Source organism: Micromonospora humida, from assembly GCF_016901255.1.
Lineage (GTDB): Bacteria > Actinomycetota > Actinomycetes > Mycobacteriales > Micromonosporaceae > Micromonospora > Micromonospora wenchangensis.
The window spans coordinates 342,587-359,310 of sequence record NZ_JAFEUC010000003.1 but is presented as its reverse complement, the minus strand read 5'-3'; the positions used below and the strand labels follow the sequence as shown (position 1 = coordinate 359,310).

Annotated in this window: 13 protein-coding genes; 7 read left to right on the top strand and 6 right to left on the bottom strand. The window is 71.4% G+C overall.

What is annotated here, in order from left to right; translation table 11 throughout:
• The first annotated feature begins 5 nt into the window (after positions 1-5).
• Together JQX11_RS08565 and JQX11_RS08560 are read left to right on the top strand one after the other, a co-directional pair.
• Positions 6-1,790 (top strand): type IV secretory system conjugative DNA transfer family protein, encoded by a 1,785-nt coding sequence (locus JQX11_RS08565; RefSeq protein ID WP_204924651.1) that lies wholly within the window; start codon positions 6-8, stop codon positions 1,788-1,790.
• 63 nt (positions 1,791-1,853) lie between these two features.
• The gene (locus JQX11_RS08560) at positions 1,854-2,846 is read left to right on the top strand and encodes a TrbL/VirB6 family protein (protein WP_204924437.1); all 993 of its coding nucleotides are present in this window, start codon (positions 1,854-1,856) and stop codon (positions 2,844-2,846) included.
• 172 nt (positions 2,847-3,018) lie between these two features.
• On the opposite strand, the gene JQX11_RS08555 is transcribed toward JQX11_RS08560, so the two are convergent.
• The 3 genes from JQX11_RS08555 to JQX11_RS08545 all read right to left on the bottom strand — a co-directional run bounded on the left by JQX11_RS08555 (position 3,019) and on the right by JQX11_RS08545 (position 6,747).
• Positions 3,019-3,615: a polysaccharide deacetylase family protein gene (locus JQX11_RS08555; RefSeq protein WP_204924436.1), complete on the bottom strand. Its 597-nt coding sequence runs from the start codon at positions 3,613-3,615 to the stop codon at positions 3,019-3,021.
• A gap of 8 nt (positions 3,616-3,623) precedes the next feature.
• Positions 3,624-4,817: an endo-1,4-beta-xylanase gene (locus JQX11_RS08550; protein ID WP_204924435.1), complete on the bottom strand. Its 1,194-nt coding sequence runs from the start codon at positions 4,815-4,817 to the stop codon at positions 3,624-3,626.
• Positions 4,818-5,121: 304 nt separating this feature from the next.
• Positions 5,122-6,747: a glycoside hydrolase family 43 protein gene (locus JQX11_RS08545; protein ID WP_204924434.1), complete on the bottom strand. Its 1,626-nt coding sequence runs from the start codon at positions 6,745-6,747 to the stop codon at positions 5,122-5,124.
• A 244-nt stretch (positions 6,748-6,991) separates the two neighbouring features.
• Between JQX11_RS08545 and JQX11_RS08540 the strand changes: the two genes are divergently transcribed.
• The 5 genes from JQX11_RS08540 (at position 6,992) to JQX11_RS08520 (ending at position 12,363) form a co-directional block, all read left to right on the top strand.
• Positions 6,992-8,284: an extracellular solute-binding protein gene (locus tag JQX11_RS08540; protein WP_204924433.1), complete on the top strand. Its 1,293-nt coding sequence runs from the start codon at positions 6,992-6,994 to the stop codon at positions 8,282-8,284.
• A 100-nt stretch (positions 8,285-8,384) separates the two neighbouring features.
• Positions 8,385-9,338: a carbohydrate ABC transporter permease gene (locus tag JQX11_RS08535; RefSeq protein WP_307826118.1), complete on the top strand. Its 954-nt coding sequence runs from the start codon at positions 8,385-8,387 to the stop codon at positions 9,336-9,338.
• A complete protein-coding gene (locus JQX11_RS08530) occupies positions 9,335-10,174 on the top strand; it encodes a carbohydrate ABC transporter permease (protein WP_204924431.1) in 840 nt (279 codons plus the stop codon). The genes JQX11_RS08535 and JQX11_RS08530 overlap by 4 nt, the downstream gene beginning before the upstream one ends.
• A 94-nt stretch (positions 10,175-10,268) precedes the next feature.
• Positions 10,269-11,255: a LacI family DNA-binding transcriptional regulator gene (locus tag JQX11_RS08525; RefSeq protein WP_232377565.1), complete on the top strand. Its 987-nt coding sequence runs from the start codon at positions 10,269-10,271 to the stop codon at positions 11,253-11,255.
• A 367-nt stretch (positions 11,256-11,622) separates the two neighbouring features.
• On the top strand, positions 11,623-12,363 hold the full coding sequence (locus tag JQX11_RS08520) for a cellulose binding domain-containing protein (protein ID WP_204924429.1): 741 nt from the start codon (positions 11,623-11,625) through the stop codon (positions 12,361-12,363).
• Positions 12,364-12,491: 128 nt separating this feature from the next.
• On the opposite strand, the gene JQX11_RS08515 is transcribed toward JQX11_RS08520, so the two are convergent.
• From JQX11_RS08515 to JQX11_RS08505, 3 genes are all read right to left on the bottom strand, one after another.
• On the bottom strand, positions 12,492-12,956 hold the full coding sequence (locus JQX11_RS08515) for a hypothetical protein (protein ID WP_204924428.1): 465 nt from the start codon (positions 12,954-12,956) through the stop codon (positions 12,492-12,494).
• A gap of 64 nt (positions 12,957-13,020) precedes the next feature.
• Positions 13,021-14,148, bottom strand: a complete 1,128-nt coding sequence (locus JQX11_RS08510) for a glycoside hydrolase family 53 protein (protein WP_204924427.1) — start codon at positions 14,146-14,148, stop codon at positions 13,021-13,023.
• A 155-nt stretch (positions 14,149-14,303) separates the two neighbouring features.
• Positions 14,304-16,547, bottom strand: coding sequence for a M4 family metallopeptidase (locus JQX11_RS08505; protein ID WP_204924426.1), 2,244 nt, complete (start codon positions 16,545-16,547; stop codon positions 14,304-14,306).
• Positions 16,548-16,724: the final 177 nt, after the last annotated feature.

The window sequence follows — 16,724 nt, the reverse complement described above, 5'->3', positions numbered from 1 at the left end:
GCCGGATGTCGTCGGGCGCGCCCCGGGGGGCGGACCTGTTCTTCTGGGCGTTCTGCCTGGTGGTCCTCGCCAACGCGGCGCTGTTCACGGTCGCCTGGCTGGGCGGCACCCTGGGTGCCGCGGTGACCGGGCACGGGTGGCACCCGCCGCCGTTCACGCTCGGCGCGTACCTGGCGCTGATCTCCGGGGACACCGGCACGCTGTGGCCCGGCGCGTCGCCGTACGCGGTCTACGCCGGAATGCTGGTGGTGGCGCTGCTGCTGGTGGTGCCGGGGGTGCTCGCCGGACGCCGGCTGCTGGACCTGCGCGGGCGCGGTGTCGGGCTGGCCCGGGTGCGTGACCTGGCCCCGCTGGCCCCCGCCGGGATCGCGGCCCGTGCCCGGGAGCTGCGTCCCTCGCTGGCCGGGGTACGGCAGCTCGCCCCGGACGACACCGGCAACCTGCTCGGTGACCTGTCGCCCAACGGCCCGGAGCTGCGTTCCTCCTTCGAGGACGTGGAGCTGGACCTGATGGCCCCCCGGGCCGGCAAGTCCACAGGAATCGCGGTGCCCCGGGTGCTGCGGGCCCGGGGCGCGGTGCTGCTCACCTCCAACAAGTCCGACGTGTACGCGGTGACCCGCGCCGAACGGGAACGCGTCGGTACGGTGTGGACGTTCGACCCGCAGGGCATCGCCCACGTGCCCCGGCGGATGTGGTGGGACATCCTCGCCGACTGCACGAGCATCGAGGGGGCCCGCCGACTGGCGGGGCACTTCGTGGCGTCGGTCAACGACGACACCGCCAAGAAGGACTTCTGGATCTCGGCGGCGCAGAACACCCTGACCGCGCTCTTCCTGGCCGCCGCCCGGGGGCGGGCACCCGTCGCCGAGCTGCTCGGCTGGCTGGCCGACCCGGCCGACCGTACCCCGATCGACCTGCTGCGCGACGCCGGGCTGCCGGCGATGGCCGAGCAGCTCCAGGGCACCGTACGCGGGGCGGTGGAGACCCGCGACGGCATCTACGAGACGGCCCGGCAGTGTGTGGCGTGCCTGCTCGACCCGGAGATCCTGGCCTGGGTGTCCCCGGATCCGTACCTGCCGCAGTTCCGCCCGGAGCAGCACGTGCTCGGCCGGGACACCCTCTTCCTGCTCTCCAAGGACGGTGGTGGTTCGGCCGCCGGGGTGATCGCCGGCCTCGCCGACGCGACCCTGCGGGCGGGGGTGGTGGCCGCCGAACGGATGGGCGGTCGGCTCGACCCGCCGATGACGGCGGTGCTGGACGAGGCGGCGAACGTCTGCCGGATCTCCGACCTGCCGGACCTCTACTCGCACCTGGGATCGCGGGGGATCAACGTGGTCACCCTGTTGCAGAGCTACCGGCAGGGGTCCCGGGTGTGGGGCGAGGCCGGGATGGACGCGCTGTGGGGCGCGGCCACCATCAAGCTGCTCGGTGCGGGCCTCGACGACGCCGACTTCGTGGAGAAGGTCTCCAAGCTGGTCGGGCAGCACGACGTGAGCACCGTCAGCGTCTCGCGCAGCCGGGACGGCTCGTCCCGGTCCACCTCGTACCGGCAGGAGCACGTGCTGCCGCCGGACCGGATCCGGGCCCTGCCGAAGGGGACCGCGCTGCTGCTCGCCACCGGCATCCGACCCGCCGTGATCACGCTGCGGCCCTGGTACAAGGAGCCGGACGCGGCGCGGATCTCGGCCCAGGCCCGGCAGGAGGTCGCCGCGATCACCGAGCGGGCCGCCGGCAAGGCCACCGCGACGCCGTGGCAGGCGAACCGGCGAGAAACCCCGGCCACCGGCTGAACCGGCCCGGCGGGCCGGTCGTAAAGAGCGTGCCAACCGCTGGTCGAGCATCAAGGAGCCCAGGTGTCCTCACCCCATCAGCCGCCACCGGGCGGGACCGGAAGTCCCACCGGCAGCGAGAGCTACAGCGTCCACTACCCGCCCACCCCGACCGAGTCCGAGCCGCAGGTCGTCTACTCGCCGAGCGTCTACAGCCAGGTCAGTTACACCCCGGGCGCCTACACCCCCAGCAACTACAGCCAGGATGCCCCGAGCACCTCGTCGGTGCCGTCGGGCTACGGCCAGTACAGCGCGGCCGACTACCAGGCCGACGTGGGCCAGCCGTACAGCACGTCGACCTCCTCGGGCCGCAGCAGCCCCGGCCCGGGGGACTCGATCAGCGTCGAGTGGAACGACAGGGAAACCAGCGAACACTCGCTGGACAGCGCGAACCGGGTGATGACCCTGATCAAGGCGACCGGCAACTGGATCTACGAGAACGACGAGAAGATCGTCAACTTCGTGTCGATGGTCGCGTCGCCCGGGGTGCAGGGAGCCGCCGGGCTGCGGGGTAACGCGGTGGCCAACAGCGTGGGCCTGGCCCTGGCCGCCGGCCCCGGCGCGTACGTGGTGGGCAAGGAGGTGGTCAACTCGCTGCGCGCGGGCCGGCAGGGTGACCTGGTCCGGGCCGCCTACGGCGCGGTGGCCACCGCCGGCGCGCTCACCTGGGGCGTCGGCTACGCGCCGGGTCAGGACACCACGGCCGGCAACGCCGGGGCCATTGTGCACGGTGCCGGCTCCGCGTTCATGGTCACCCGGGGCCCCCGGGAACAGCCGCGGCGTTCCCGGCAGGACACGGAGTCCCGGGGGGACGTCGCGGACACCGCCAGTTCGCACCGCAGGAGCGGGGCCACCTCCCGTAACCACACGTCCCGCAACCACACGTCCCGCACCAGCGGCCGGGACAGCGGCTCGTCGCACGAGTCGGTGAGCCGGCGCAACGTGTCCGACCGCACCCGTGACCACCACCGGCGCGGCGGTGGCGGCAGCAGCGGTGGCTCCGGTGTCGTCCGGTAGGTCACGCCGGCCGTGACCGGCCAGGTCGGGGTGCCGCCGCGTCCAGGGACGTGGACCGGCGGCACCCCGACGGCGTGGTGGGTGGGCGGGCACACCCCGACCCCCCACCCACCACCCGCACCGGCCGTAGCCGGTCTGCCGGCCCGCTCCGCCGGGGCGGGCCGGCAGCGGGTCAACCGGCTGGCAGGGTGAACCGCCAGCGTCGTGCGCGCAGCACGGGCGCGACCCGGTCGACCGCCGCGACGCTCTGGCTGCGGTCCCCGCCACCGTCGTGCAGCAGCACCACCGCGCCGGGGGTGACCCCGTCGAGCAGCCGGCGGACGAGTTCGTCGGTGCCCGGCGGCTCCCAGTCCCCGACGGCCAGCCGCCACCCGAGCGGTCGCATGCCCAGTGCGGCGGCCACCGCCGGGGTCGCCCCCCAGGCCCCGTAGGGGGCCCGGAAGTACCGGACCCGGGCCGACGGCACGGCCCGCCGGATGGCCTCGTTGGTCTCCCGCAGGTCCGCCTCGATCCGCTCGGCCGACCAGGTGGTCATGTCGTCGTGGTGCATGCTGTGGTTGCCCAGGTGGTGGCCGTCGGCCACGATCCTGCGCACCACCTCGGGGTGGGCCTCGACCTGCCCGCCGCAGAGGAGGAACACGGCCGCGATCCGGTGCCGCCGCAGGACGGTGAGCAGGCGCAGGGTGTCGGCGGGGTTCGGGCCGTCGTCGAAGGTGAGGCTGACCGTCCGCCCGCCGCCCCGGGCCGTGTCGAGGATGTCGGCGCCCACCGGCCGGCCTACCGGCGCGGCTTCGGCGTCGCCCGCATCCGCACGTACGGCGGTCCGGCGTAGATCAGGTCGGCCTTCATCACCTGGTACGCCCGCTTGGGCTGGTAGTTCTCGTCGTAGATGGTGGCCAGGCCCTGCGGCGGGTCGTCGAAGGTGCCGGGCACCCAGGAGTGCCGGTCGGTGAAGCCCCAGACGGTGAACGACAGGCAGCGCGGCTCGGCCAGGCAGGCCTGCAACAGCACGTGGAAGTTCGCCGCGGACGCCTGGAGCCGTGGGTTGATCTCCTCCGAGTCGCCGGCCTGCACCCCGTCGGTCAGCCGGCTGCGCACGTCGACCTCGGTGAACGCGGTGGACAGTCCCAGTCCGGCGAACCGGTGCAGCGCGTCGGCCACCTGGAGGGTGTCGTAGTTGCCGTACTGGGTGCCCAGGTGCCCCTGGCTGCCGACCCCGTCGATCGGCACGCCCCGGGCCAGCAGGCCCTTGACCATGTCGTAGACGAACTGGGTCTTGTCGTTGGCCGGGTCGCCGGAGCCGAACGCCTCGATGTTGTAGTCGTTGTAGAACAACAGGGCGGTCGGGTCGGCGGCGCGCGCCCAGCGGAACGCGTCCGCCACGTAACCGGGGCCGAGGTGCTCGGCCCAGAACCCCTTGTAGTGCAGGGTGGACGGGGTGTCCCAGGGGTCGCTGACGGCCTCGTTGACGACGTCCCACTGCCAGATCTTGCCCCGGTAGCGGCTGGCGACGGTGGTGATGTGCTTGCGCAGGATCGACCGCAGCTCGGTGTTGTCGATGGAGCCGTCGGCCACCCCGTCGGTGAGCCACTTGGGCAGTTGGCTGTGCCAGACCAGCACGTGACCCCGGACCTTCTGGCCGTTGCGCCGGGCGGTGGCGACGAGTTCGTCGGCCGCCGCCCAGTCGTAGTTGCCCCGGGTGGGTTCCAGGGACTCCCACTTCATCACGTTCTCGGCGGTGACGGTGGAGAACTCGTCGCGCACGATCTCCCGGTAGCGGGGCTCGGCGGGGTCGGCGAGGGCGGCCATGTCGACCGCGGTGCCGACGTACAGGCCGTGGCGCTGGCCCAGGGCCCGTAGGCTCTGCGCGGTCGGGTCGTACGGCCGTTCGGCGGCGGCCGGTACGGCGTTCAACACACCGGCGGTCGCGACGGCGACCAACCCGGCGGCCATCCACCGTCTGAGCATCATCTGCGTTCCTTTCCCGAGGCGCGTCGACGGGTCGACGGCGGCGAGGTGGGCGGGGCGCGGTGCGGCCACCGATGGGTGCGGGCGACGGCCGCGCCGAAACCTACCGATAGTCAACTATCGATTTCCGGAAGTCGACTGGAACGTTACGAGCGCAGACCCTGCCGGTCAACCATCGATACTTCCGGAACTCCTGGTCACACCGCCGGTCGCGCGTCGCAACGTTTCGACACCGACCGGGACCCGGACACGACCACGACCGGCCCCACCGGGGCCGGTCGTGGTGCGGTCGGTCGTGCCGTGCCGGTCAGTGCTCCCGGTAGGTGGCCCGGTCGAAGTCGGCGTACCCGCCGTCGCCGCCGAGATCCTGCACCCAGAGCCCGAGGAACGCCCCGGTGAACCCCCAGGCGGCCGGCTCGCCGTCGATGATCAGCGCGGCGTGCTCGTCGGAGAGGATGGTCGCGTCCAGCTCGACCGGGAGCTGCTGCCAACCGGTGCCCAGGTCGTAGCCGAAGCGCACCACCGGCCCGTCGAACTCGGCGCGCAGGCCGACCCGGGTGACGCCGCCGGTGTCCACGGTCAGCTCCGGGTGGGCGGTGCGCCGGCCGTTGTCGGAGCTGAGCAGCTCCAGCACCGTACGGCCGTCGTCCGCGCGGGTCAGGTAGAGGTGGTGCCAGTTCAGGGTGTTGTAGTAGGCGGTGATCCCGGCGAGCTGACGGTGGTCGACCGGGTCGAACTCGACGACGGTCTCCAGGGCGCACCGGGTCGCGCCGACCCGGCGGGCGACCAGGCTGGGGGCCTGCCTCCCCACCGGTGACTGCCCACCGTGGACCCGCAGGTGCGACGGGCGCGACCGCAGGTCGATCCAGTCCGGGGCGGCCGGCCGGCGCAACGTCGACCACGCCGTGCCCAGCTCGTCGGCGTCGAAGTCGTCCGTGTCGGCTTCCGCCGGCCACGGGTGCGCCGGCAGGTCGGGGGCGTCGACCTCGTCGGCGGGCACCCCGCCGGGAATCCGGGGCCAGCCGCCCGCGGGCCACTCGACCCGCTGGATCGCGGTCTCCCGGCCCAGCACGCAGCTGCCCAGCGGGGAGTAGGGGCGACCGACCAGGTGGGCGAGGTACCACCCGCCGTCGGGGGTGCGGACCAGGCTGCCGTGGCCGGCCTTCTGCAACCGCAGGTCGGGCCGGCCGACCGAGGTCAGCAGCGGGCCGTCCGGGTCCACCTCGTACGGTCCGAACAGTGCGCGGGAGCGGGCCACGGTGACCTGGTGCTCCCAACTCGTGCCGCCCTCCGCGGTGATCAGCCAGTACCAGCCGTCGTGGCGGTAGAGGTGCGGGCCCTCGGTGACCCCGACCGGGGTGCCGGTGAACAGGATGCGGGGCCGGCCGACCAGGCGACGCGCCTCCCGGTCGTACTGCTGGATCTCGATGCCGCCGAAGCGGTCCCGGCCGGGCCGCCAGTCGGCGCTCATGGCCAGCAGCCAGGTGGTGCCGTCGTCGTCGTGGAACAGCGCGGCGTCGAAGCCGCGCCCGTGCAGCTTCACCGGGTCCGACCAGGGACCGGTGATGTCGGGCGCGGTGATCAGGAAGTTCTGCGGGTCCCAGTAGCCGCTGGCGAAGCTGGCCACGTCGCTGTAGACGAGGTGGAACTGCCCGTCGTGGTAGGTCAGGTCGGGTGCCCACACACCGTTGGAGTCGCCGCAGCCGCGCAGGTCGAGCAGGCGGCGGTCGGTGATGATCCCGCCGAGCGGTCGCCAGTGCACCAGGTCGCGCGAGTGGTGCAGGCGGACCCCGGGGTACCACTCGAACGTCGAGGTGGCCAGGTAGTAGTCGTCGCCGACTCGCAGGATCGACGGATCCGGGTGGAACCCGGCGAGGACGGGATTGCGGATCGACCGGGCAGCGGTCGCCACTTCAGCGGTGTCGGTCGACACGTGCACTCCTCGGGCAGCTCTCGAAACTTTCGAAATCAGGGCCGTAGTCGGTGAAGCCCTGCACACGCTAGCCGTTTTCGCCGCGATAGGACAGAGGGCTTGACCCGCGTGGAAACAACTCGTAGCGTGCCCGCCATCGATCGGTAATACCGGCGACGCTCTGAAAGTTCCGGAGATACACGTTTCGAAACCCGCCGGCCCGGCCGGCGCCCGAGCACCTCGTGAGTCCCTGAAGGGATGGATCATGACAGCGCACCTCTCCCGCAGATCGCTGCTCGGCCTCGTCGGCGCCGGCGCCGGCGCCTACCTGCTCAGCGGCTGCAGCGACGACGCGTCCGACGACCCGGACGCGCCCCAGACGATCAACTGGTGGCACATCCAGAACACCGAGCCGATGCTGCCGGTCTGGGCGGCGGTGGCCAAGGAGTACCAGAGCGCGCACAGCAACGTGAAGATCGAGATCCAGCCGCTGGAGAACGAGGCGTTCAAGGCCAAGCTGACCACCGCCACCCAGGCCGGCTCCCCGCCGGACCTGTTCCAGTCCTGGGGCGGCGGGGTGCTCAAGCAGCAGGTCGACGCGGGCCTGGTCAAGGACCTCACCGAGACCATCGCCCCGTGGAAGGACGGCCTGCTGCCGCTGTCGCTGGAGCCGTACACCGTGGACGGCAAGATCTACGGGGTGCCGTTCGACATCGGCATGGTCGGCTTCTGGTACAACAAGGACCTCTTCGCCAAGGCGCAGATCGCCGCGCCGCCGGCCACCTGGGCCGAGCTGCTCGACGTGGTCCGCAAGCTCAAGGCTGCCGGGGTCACCCCCGTGGCGCTGGCCGGCAAGGACAAGTGGCCGGCCCACTTCTACTGGGCCTACCTGTCCATGCGCATCGGCGGGCTGGGCGCCCTCCAGCAGGCCGCCAAGGACAAGAACTTCGAGACCCCGGACTTCGTGGCCGCCGGCGAGCGGTTCAAGGAGCTGATCGACCTCCAGCCGTTCCAGAAGGGCTTCCTCGGCGCCGAGTACGGCTCCCCGGACGGCCAGGCCGCCACCATGGGCAACGGTGGCGCCGCGCTGGAGCTGATGGGGCAGTGGGCGCCGTCGGTGCAGGCATCCAGCTCGACCAGCAAGAAGGGGCTCGGCGACAAGCTCGGCTTCTTCCCGTTCCCGGCCGTCGACGGCGGCAAGGGTTCGGCCACCGAGGTCTTCGGCGGTGGCAACGGCTTCGCCGTCGGCAAGGACGCCCCGCCGGCCACCATGGACTTCCTCAAGACCCTGCTCAGCGTCGACGTGCAGCGTCGCAGCACCAAGACCGGCGCGGTGCTGCCGACGGTCAAGGAAGCCACCGACGCCGTCGCCGACCCGAACAACAAGGTCGTCGCGCAGACGCTGGCCGCCGCCACCGGCTTCCAGCTCTACCTGGACCAGGCGTACCCGCCGGCCGTCGGCCAGCAGGTCAACGACAGCGTCGCCGCCCTGGTCGCCGGCAGCAAGTCACCCGCGCAGATCCTCAAGGACATCACCCAGGTGGCGAAGACCCAGTAGGGACGTCCCACCCCCACCGATCACCAGCCGCCGGCGAGAACTGAGTGGAGCAGGCATGACCACGCCATCGATCCTGTCGAATGCGGGACCCGGCGGCCGAGTGACCGAACCGTCGGGGCCGGGGCCGGGCGGCGTACGCCGTACCGGCCGCCGGCCCCGGCCGGGCCGTCGCCGGGCCCTGGCCGTCTTCCTGACCCCGTCCCTGCTGCTGTTCCTGCTGCTGGTGCTGGCCCCCATCGTGGTGGCCGGCTACGCCAGCCTCTACAAGTGGAACGGCTTCGGGCTGCCCGAGAACTTCATCGGGCTGGACAACTACACCAGGGCCTTCGGCGACCCGGTGTTCCGGGGCGACCTGTGGCACGGGCTCGTGCTGATCGTGCTCTCCCTGGTCGTCCAGCTGCCGGTCGCGATGGGTCTGGCGATGCTGCTCAACCAGCCGCTGCGGGGACGCGCGATCTACCGGGTGATCTTCTTCGCCCCGTACGTGCTCTCCGAGGTCACCACCGCGGTCCTGTTCAACCTGGTGTTCTCGCCCAACCGGGGGTTCGGTGACGCGATCTCCCGGTTCCTGGGGGCCGACGCGGGGGCGGTCTTCGCCGACCCGGACACCGTCCTGTACGCCGTCTTCCTGGTGGTCTCCTGGAAGTACTTCGGCCTCTACATGATCCTCTTCCTGGCCGCCCGGCAGAGCATCCCCAAGGAACTCGACGAGGCGGCGGTCACCGACGGGGCCAACGCGTGGCAGGCGTTCCGGCTCGTCACCCTGCCGCTGCTCGGGCCGACCATCCGGATCAGCGTGTTCCTGTCGGTCATCGGCACCATCCAGCTCTTCGACATGGTCTGGGTGCTCACCGGCGGCGGCCCGATCCACGCCTCGGAGACCATGGCCGTGACGATGTTCCAGTTCGGCTTCCGCCGCTTCGAGGTCGGCTACGCCAGCGCGATCAGCATCATCATGTTCCTGCTGAGCCTCGTCTTCGCCCTCATCTACCAGCGCATCGTCCTGCGGCGCGACACCGAGGGCGCCCTCACCGTCCAAGGAGACCAGCGATGACCAGCCCGGCGAACCCGGCCCAGCGGGCCCGCCGCCTCCTGCTGCACCTCATCTCCATCGCCGTCGGCGCGCTCATCGTGGTGCCGGTCTGGTTCGGGGTGATCGGCGGGTTCAAGGACAACGGGCAGCTCTCCACCAATCCGCTCGGCCTGCCCGACCCGTGGGTGCCGGGCAACTACGTCGAGATCTTCACCGCCGGGGTGTTCTGGCGCAACGTGGGCAACAGCGTCTTCATCGCCGTGGCCAGCACGTTCGTCGTGGTCGCCGCGGCGGCGATGGCCGCGTTCGTGTTCGCCCGCTTCGCCTTCCGGGGTCGGGAGTTCCTGGTCACCCTCTTCGCTATCGGGCTGATGTTCCCGTTCGCGGTGGCGATCCTGCCGCTGTTCATCCTGCTGCGCGGGATGGGTCTGCTGGACAACCCGCTCGGGGTGATCCTGCCCCAGGCCGCCTTCGGCCTGCCGATCACCATCATCATCCTGCGGCAGTTCTTCCGGACCATTCCCGGCGAGGTCGAGGAGGCGGCGACCCTCGACGGTTGCGGCCCGTTCGGGTTCTTCTGGCGGGTGCTGCTGCCGATGGCCCGGCCCGCCCTGGCCACCGTGTCGGTGCTGGCCCTGGTGAGCAGTTGGAACAACTTCATGCTGCCGCTGGTGGTGTTCACCGACCAGAGCTGGTGGACCCTGCCGCTGGGGGTCCAGGCGTTCCAGGGGCAGTACTCCGACGACACCGCGAAGGTGCTCGCCTACGTCGTGCTGTCGATGATCCCGGCGCTGGGCTTCTACGCCATCGCCGAACGTCAGCTCATCGGTGGGCTCTCCGGCAGCGTCAAGGGGTGACCCCGACCTGCTGCGATAGCCTTCTGCGACCGTAGTTCCCCCGACCGAAAGGGCGACCGTGGGCTCCGAGAACGGCAGGAACGTCACCATCGCGATGATCGCGCGGTTGGCGGGCGTCTCCGTGCCCACGGTCTCCCGGGTGATCAACGGCCGGTCCGACGTCGCCCCGCAGACCCGGGAACGGGTGGAGGAACTGCTCACCCGGCACGGCTACCGTCCCCGCTCGGCGGCGCGCCGCACCCAGTCCGCCCTGATCGACCTGGTCTTCAACGACCTCGACAGCCCGTGGGCCGTGGAGATCATCCGTGGGGTGGAGGACGTCGCGCAGGCCAGCGGGGCCGGCACGGTCGTATCGGCTATCCACCGGCGCACCTCGTCGGCCAAGCAGTGGTTGGACAACATGCGTACCCGCTCCACCGAGGGGGTCATCTTCGTGACCTCGATGGTGGAGCCACCGTTGCAGGCCGAGCTGCGCCGGCTGCGGCTGCCGGTGGTCATCGTCGACCCGGCCGGGGTGGCCCCCCAGGAGGCCCCCACCATCGGCGCCACCAACTGGGCGGGGAGCCTGCGCGCCAACCAGTACCTGCTCGGCCTCGGTCACCGGCGGATCGGCTTCATCGCCGGCCCGCCGCAGCTGATGTGCAGCCGGGCCCGGATGGACGGCTACCGGGCCGCGCTCGACGCCGCCGGCCTCGCCGTCGACGACCGGCTGGTGCGGCCCGGCAACTTCTACCACGAGTCCGGCTACACCGCCGGCATGCACCTGCTGGGCCTGTCCGAACCGCCCACCGCGATCTTCGCCTCCAGCGACCAGATGGCGCTCGGCGTCTACGAGGCGGTCCGCAAGCGCGGCCTGCGGGTGCCTGACGACGTCAGCGTGGTGGGCTTCGACGACCTGCCGGAGGTCCGCTGGTGCTCGCCGCCGCTGACCACGATCCGGCAACCACTGGCCGAGATGGGCATGTTGGCCGCCCGTACCGTGCTGCGGCTGGCGAGGGGCGAGACGATCGAGAGTCCGCGCATCGAACTCGCCACCGATCTGGTCGTCCGCGACAGCGCCGCGGCACCGCGTAACCGCTGATCCGACCCGCCCTCGGCGATCGGTCGGACGGCGGCGCGCCGCGCCCGTGCGGCTGGCACGGAGGCCGGCCGGGCGGGCATTGCATCGACAGTCATCGAATGCCAGACTGTTCTGGCGTCGTCACGCTCGGGAGCCAGCGTGACCACTCGTGCGCCGATCCGTCGGACACGCGGGGCGGCCACGCCACCCCGCGCCGGGCAGTCCGCGACGGTGACCACCGGCCGGTCGCCCCGCCCGTCGGCAGGCCCGTCCGGCACCATCCGGCCCACGGCAGCCATCGGTCGCGCAGAGATCACCCACCCCTCACCGCCCGGCACCCAGGCCCGTCCCGGCCGCCGGTGCCCCCGCAACCCTCTCGGAGGTACGGATGCTCCGCACGCTCGGCGTGGTGCTGGCGACCACGACCCTGACCCTGGCCGGTTGGGCCGGCACCCTCACCGGCGCCCAGGCCCAGCCGGCGCTCTCGGCCACCCCCCTTCCCACCCCCACCTACGCGTGCCCCCCGGCGCTGCCGGTCTCCGGGCAGTTCATGTCGGCCAGCGCCACGAGCATCACCGTCCGGTACTCGATGATCATGACCCCGCCGTGCGGCTACAACCCGCCGATGACCCTGGTCCTCTTCGCCAGCCAGGCGGACGCGACGGCCTGGCTGAACCCGGTGGCCTCGGCGGTGTCCGGCCCGGAACGGCAGGGGGAGATCACGGTCACCGGGCTGACCCCGGACAGCGACTACTGGTACCGGTTCAGCGCCGGGGAGAAGCACGACCCGTACGTCATCAACGGTCCGGTCCGGACGCTGCCGGCCGGGTCGGCGTCGTGCCGGGCGACGATCACCATCGACAACCGCTGGACCGGCGGGTTCGCCGCCACGGTCACCGTGCGCAACACCGCTGAGGAGACGCTGAACGGCTGGCAGGTCACCTGGCGGTGGCTGGGCGACGAGCGCATCTCGGCCCTCTGGAACGGCGTGCTCAGCACCTCGGGTCCCGACGTCACGGTGCGCAACGCCTCGTGGAACGGGACGCTGGCCCCGGGTGGCAGCACGACGTTCGGCATGCTCGTCTGGACCAACGCGCCGGGCCCGCTGACGCTGAACTGCGGCCGGTGACCGTCGGCCGGCAGGCCACGGCCGTGCCGGCGCGCGGGCACGCCGCACGGCACTGAGGCCCACACCGGCGTGCCGCCGCCCACCCGGGTGGCGGCAGCCGTCGGTCCGGCCCACCGCCAGGCGACCCGTCAGGCGGTCAGCGACTGCCTGATCCGCGCGTACTCGGCGGCCATCTCCGGCGTGGCCAGGAAGTCGTCGAGCGCGGCCGAGACCCGGTAGTCGACCTCCTCGACGGAGCGCAGGGCGAGTTCGTGCAGCTCGCCGCGTCGGTGCTCCTCCAGGTAACTGGTCCAGTGTTCGAGGGCCGACAGGGCGATCAGCAGGCCGGGGTCCATGTCGCCGTCGGCGAGGATGCCCTCGTCGATGCGGTCGAGATGGGCGCGCAGCTCGGCCGCGCCGGCCGTGGCGATCCGTTCCCGCGCGGCGGTCAGCGCCGCGGTGGCGTCCTCGTCCAGGTCGTCCGCGCCGGCCTCGTCGATCAGGTCGGCCTCCAGCAGGCGGGTGACCGTCGCCAGCCCGAAGGCGTGCAGGGCGTCCTCGTCGGCCGCGTCGACCAGCTCACGGATGGCCGCTTCGCATTCGTCGTATCGCACCGCGCCAGGGTAGTGCCCGGTCGGCGGGCCACCGACGGTGGCCCGCCGACCGGGACGCAAGCCGCTACGGCCGCCAGCGGATGCTCGGGTTCACCTGGCCGGTCCAGTTGAAGACGGCCATGTTGTCCCACTGGTTGCCGGTGCCGTTGATGTTCGCCGGGTCCCACCCGTTGCCGGGCACCGCGTACCAGGTCGGCTCCCAGTAGAAGACGCCGATCGCGCCGGCGTTGCGGGCGGTGTCCTGCACCCAGGAGAACTCGGTGGCCTGGCCGGTCCAGCTCGCCTGGTGCCCCGCACAGGGTTCGGTGCCGTTGATCGCGTTCGGCTCGTTGTCGGCGTTCGCGGCGGTGAACGGGTACGCCGTCTCGGTGAGCACCACCGGCTTGCCGTACCGGGTGCGGACGTCGGTGATGACGTTGTAGAGGTTGGCCAGCGTGCCGTGCCACATGCAGTAGTACGACAGGGCGGTCAGGTCCCACTGCACGCCCTTGGCCCGGATGCCGTCGTAGAACCAGCGGGCGTGGTCCATGCTGTCCGCGTTCGCGGTGTGGATGATCACCTGGGTTCCGCCGTTGCACGCCTTGGTGGCCTGGTAACCGGCCTTGAGTAGCAGGCTGAGGTTGGTGAAGTCGTTGTTGACGACCTTGCCGTCGTTCCACAGCATGCCGACGTTGATCTCGTTGCCGATCTGCACGCTGTCCGGCGTGGTGCCCTGGTTGCGCAGGCTGGTGCACACGTCGGAGGTGTAGTTGTAGACGTCGCTCTGGAGCTGGCCGATGCCGTGGTTGGCCCAGGCGGCCGGCTTGTACTGCTTGCCCGGGTCGGCCCAGGTGTCGGAGTAGTGGAAGTCGATCATCAGCTTGAGGCCCTTGGCCTTGACCGTCTTCGCGTACGCCAGGACCTTGGCCTTGTTGTTCCAGCCGCTGGCCGGGTTGTTCCAGACCCGCAGCCGGACGTAGTTGACGCCGACGCCCTTGAGGATGTCGAGCGGGTCGCGGGCGGTGCCGGCGGCGTCGTAGTACCGCGCGCCGAGGTCCAGGCTGCGCTGCACGGAGGAGACGTCCGCGCCGAGCATGGTCAGGGTGTTCGCGGCCGACGCCGACGTCGGCGGGCCGAGCAGGGCGGCGGGCAGGGCGACCGCCGCGAGGAACGCGACGGCCCAGGCCCGCAGGCGGGATCGGTACGGAGTCATCCGGACCTCCTCGGTGGTGGGGTGGTGGGTGACCTGGGGGCGTCGGGACGGCGACACCAATAGACAGGCATGACTATACCGGGGTGGGGTCGGGTCGCCGACGTGCGAGCGGGCCACCCGGGAGACCCGGATGGCCCGCCAGCGTCACCGACGCGTCAGAGGTTCAGGCTCCAACTGTTGAGGTAACCGGTGTCCAGGCTCGCCGCGTCCTGCACCCGCAGCCGCCAGGCGCCGTTCGCCACCTCCGAGGAGAGGTTCACGGTGTACGTCTGGTCGATGTTGTCGGTGCTGCCCCCGGAGCGGTTGTGCAGTGTGTACACGCTGCCGTCCGGGGCGATCAGACTGACCACGAGGTCACCGATGTAGGTGTGCACGATGTGCACCTCGACCTTGCTCGTGGTCGACGGGGTCGCCGCACAACCGCTGATCACGATGGTGCTCTCCACCGTCGAGTTGTCGGCGATCGGCACGTCGGTGCCGTTGCTGCCGGAGCAGCCCGGCAGCCCGTTCACCGTCACGTTCAGCGTGGTCGTGCGGGCCACCGAGGGGGCGGTGCCCACCACCGTGATCGGTACCGTGCCGCTGCCGGCGGTGGCGGCGGCGGTGACCGTGACGGTGGTCGACCCGCCGGCGGTGACCGACGCGGGGGAGAACGACACGCTCACCCCGGCCGGCAGCGGACCGGTCGAGAAGGTGACCGTCTCGGCGGTGCCCCGGATGACCGTGGTGGAGACCGTTGCGGTGGCCGAGGTGCCCGGGTCGACGGTCACCGTCGCCGGGGCGACCGCGACGGTGAAGTCGTTGGCGGCGCACGACTCGGTGCCGGTGACGTTCACCGCGGTCCAGGCGGCCATCACGGCCTTGTACTCGGTGCTGCACAGGCCGTACAGGTCGGTGGCGGCCGACAGGGTGTGCATCCGCGCGGTGTTGGTCGGCTGGGCGGTGTTCACGTAGCGGGTGTTCGACACGAAGTACGCGTCCAGCGCCCGGAACCAGATCTTCTCCGCCTTCTCCCGGCCGATCCCGGTCACCGGCGGGGCCGACCCGCACAGCGGCGAGGTGCCGTACGGGGTGACGCCGGAACCCTCGGCCAGATTGAAGAAGAAGTGGTTGGCCACGCCCGAGGAGTAGTGCACGTCGAGGCTGTTGGTGCTGGTCGACCAGCAGCCGTGCGACGAACCGTCAAGCGTCGGGTTGTACATGTAGCGCAGCGGCGCGCCGGTGCCCCGGATGTCGATCTTCTCGCCGACCTCGTAGTCGCCGGGGTCGACCGGGGTGTTCGCGTAGAACTCCACCATGTTGCCGAAGATGTCGCTGGTGGCCTCGTTCAGGCCGCCGGACTCGCCGGAGTAGGTCAGGCCGCCGGGGACCACGTTCTCGGTGACGCCGTGGGACATCTCGTGCCCGGCGACGTCGAGGGCGACAAGCGGCTTGGCGTTGCCCGCGCCGTCGCCGTAGGTCATCTGCGCGCCGTCCCAGAAGGCGTTGACGTACGCGTTGCCGTAGTGCACCCGGCTCGGCACGCCGGTGCCGTTGCCGAAGATGCCGTTGCGCCCGTGCACCTCGGTGAAGTAGTCGAAGGTCGTCGCCGCGCCGAAGTGCGCGTCGACGGCGGCGGACTGCCGGTTCGAGGCCGCGCCGGTGCCCCACACGTTGTCGGCGTCGGTAAAGGTGGTGCAGGTCGACGTGCCGTTGTTCATGTCGCAGGTACGGCCGTTGCCCCGGGTCGGGTCGATCATGCTGTACGTGGCCCCGGACTGGGTGGTGTCGATCGCGACCGGGCCGGCGTAGATGCTGTTGCCGGTGCCGACGACGGACTCGATCTCGTCGTAGGAGCCGATCCGGGCACCGGTGATCGCGTCGCTGATCACGTGCAGCTTCGAGGGGGTCTGCCCGTCGGGCGCCCAGCCGGTGACCACCGTCTCCCAGGCCAGCCGGCCGGTGCCGCTGCTGGCGTCGACGAACAGCTCCGCCGCGCCGGTGCCGGTGATCCGGCCGGAGAACGCGGTGGTCGCCGCCTTGCTGGCCTTGGCGGCGCTGACCTTCGGGGTCGTGGCGAGGCTCAGCGGCGCGGCCAGGCCGACCGAGCTGCCGGCGTAGTCACCGTCGGCCCCGGTGCGGATGACGACGTCCCCGCCGTAGACGCGGAGCCCGTCGTAGGTGCGGGTGTAGCGGACCGCGCCCCGGCCCTGGGCGTCGCGCCTGCTGCTGTGCACGGCGTAGCGGTCCTTCGCCGACGACCTGACGTCGCGGGAGTGCTCCTTGAGCGCGGTGTCGGCGGCGGCGACCAGCGATGGTCCCGAGGCGGCGGGCGGAGCGGCGGACGCGCTCGTGGTGGTGACCACGAGACCACTGCCGACCAGCATGGTGACGCCGGCCAGCGCTAGGGCTGATCTCAAACTGACCTCCCCGATCCGAGATGCTTTCGCATCTTTCGATGACGCGATCATCGTCGGCCGTGGAGAGTCTGTGAAGATGGATGTCGATGGATAACCATATCGAGTTGTCCATCTGTCCAGGGCGATGACCGCCGGGGTGTTCCGTCCCGGTTACGGCTGGAACACCCCGGCAACATT

Coding starts and splice junctions, on each gene's coding strand:
- JQX11_RS08565 (WP_204924651.1), top strand. CDS start 6: ATGTCGTCGGGCGCGCCCCGGGGGGCGGACCTGTTCTTCTGGGCGTTC.
- JQX11_RS08550 (WP_204924435.1), bottom strand. CDS start 4,817: ATGATGCTCAGACGGTGGATGGCCGCCGGGTTGGTCGCCGTCGCGACC.
- JQX11_RS08540 (WP_204924433.1), top strand. CDS start 6,992: ATGACAGCGCACCTCTCCCGCAGATCGCTGCTCGGCCTCGTCGGCGCC.
- JQX11_RS08530 (WP_204924431.1), top strand. CDS start 9,335: ATGACCAGCCCGGCGAACCCGGCCCAGCGGGCCCGCCGCCTCCTGCTG.
- JQX11_RS08525 (WP_232377565.1), top strand. CDS start 10,269: ATGATCGCGCGGTTGGCGGGCGTCTCCGTGCCCACGGTCTCCCGGGTG.
- JQX11_RS08520 (WP_204924429.1), top strand. CDS start 11,623: ATGCTCCGCACGCTCGGCGTGGTGCTGGCGACCACGACCCTGACCCTG.
- JQX11_RS08510 (WP_204924427.1), bottom strand. CDS start 14,148: ATGACTCCGTACCGATCCCGCCTGCGGGCCTGGGCCGTCGCGTTCCTC.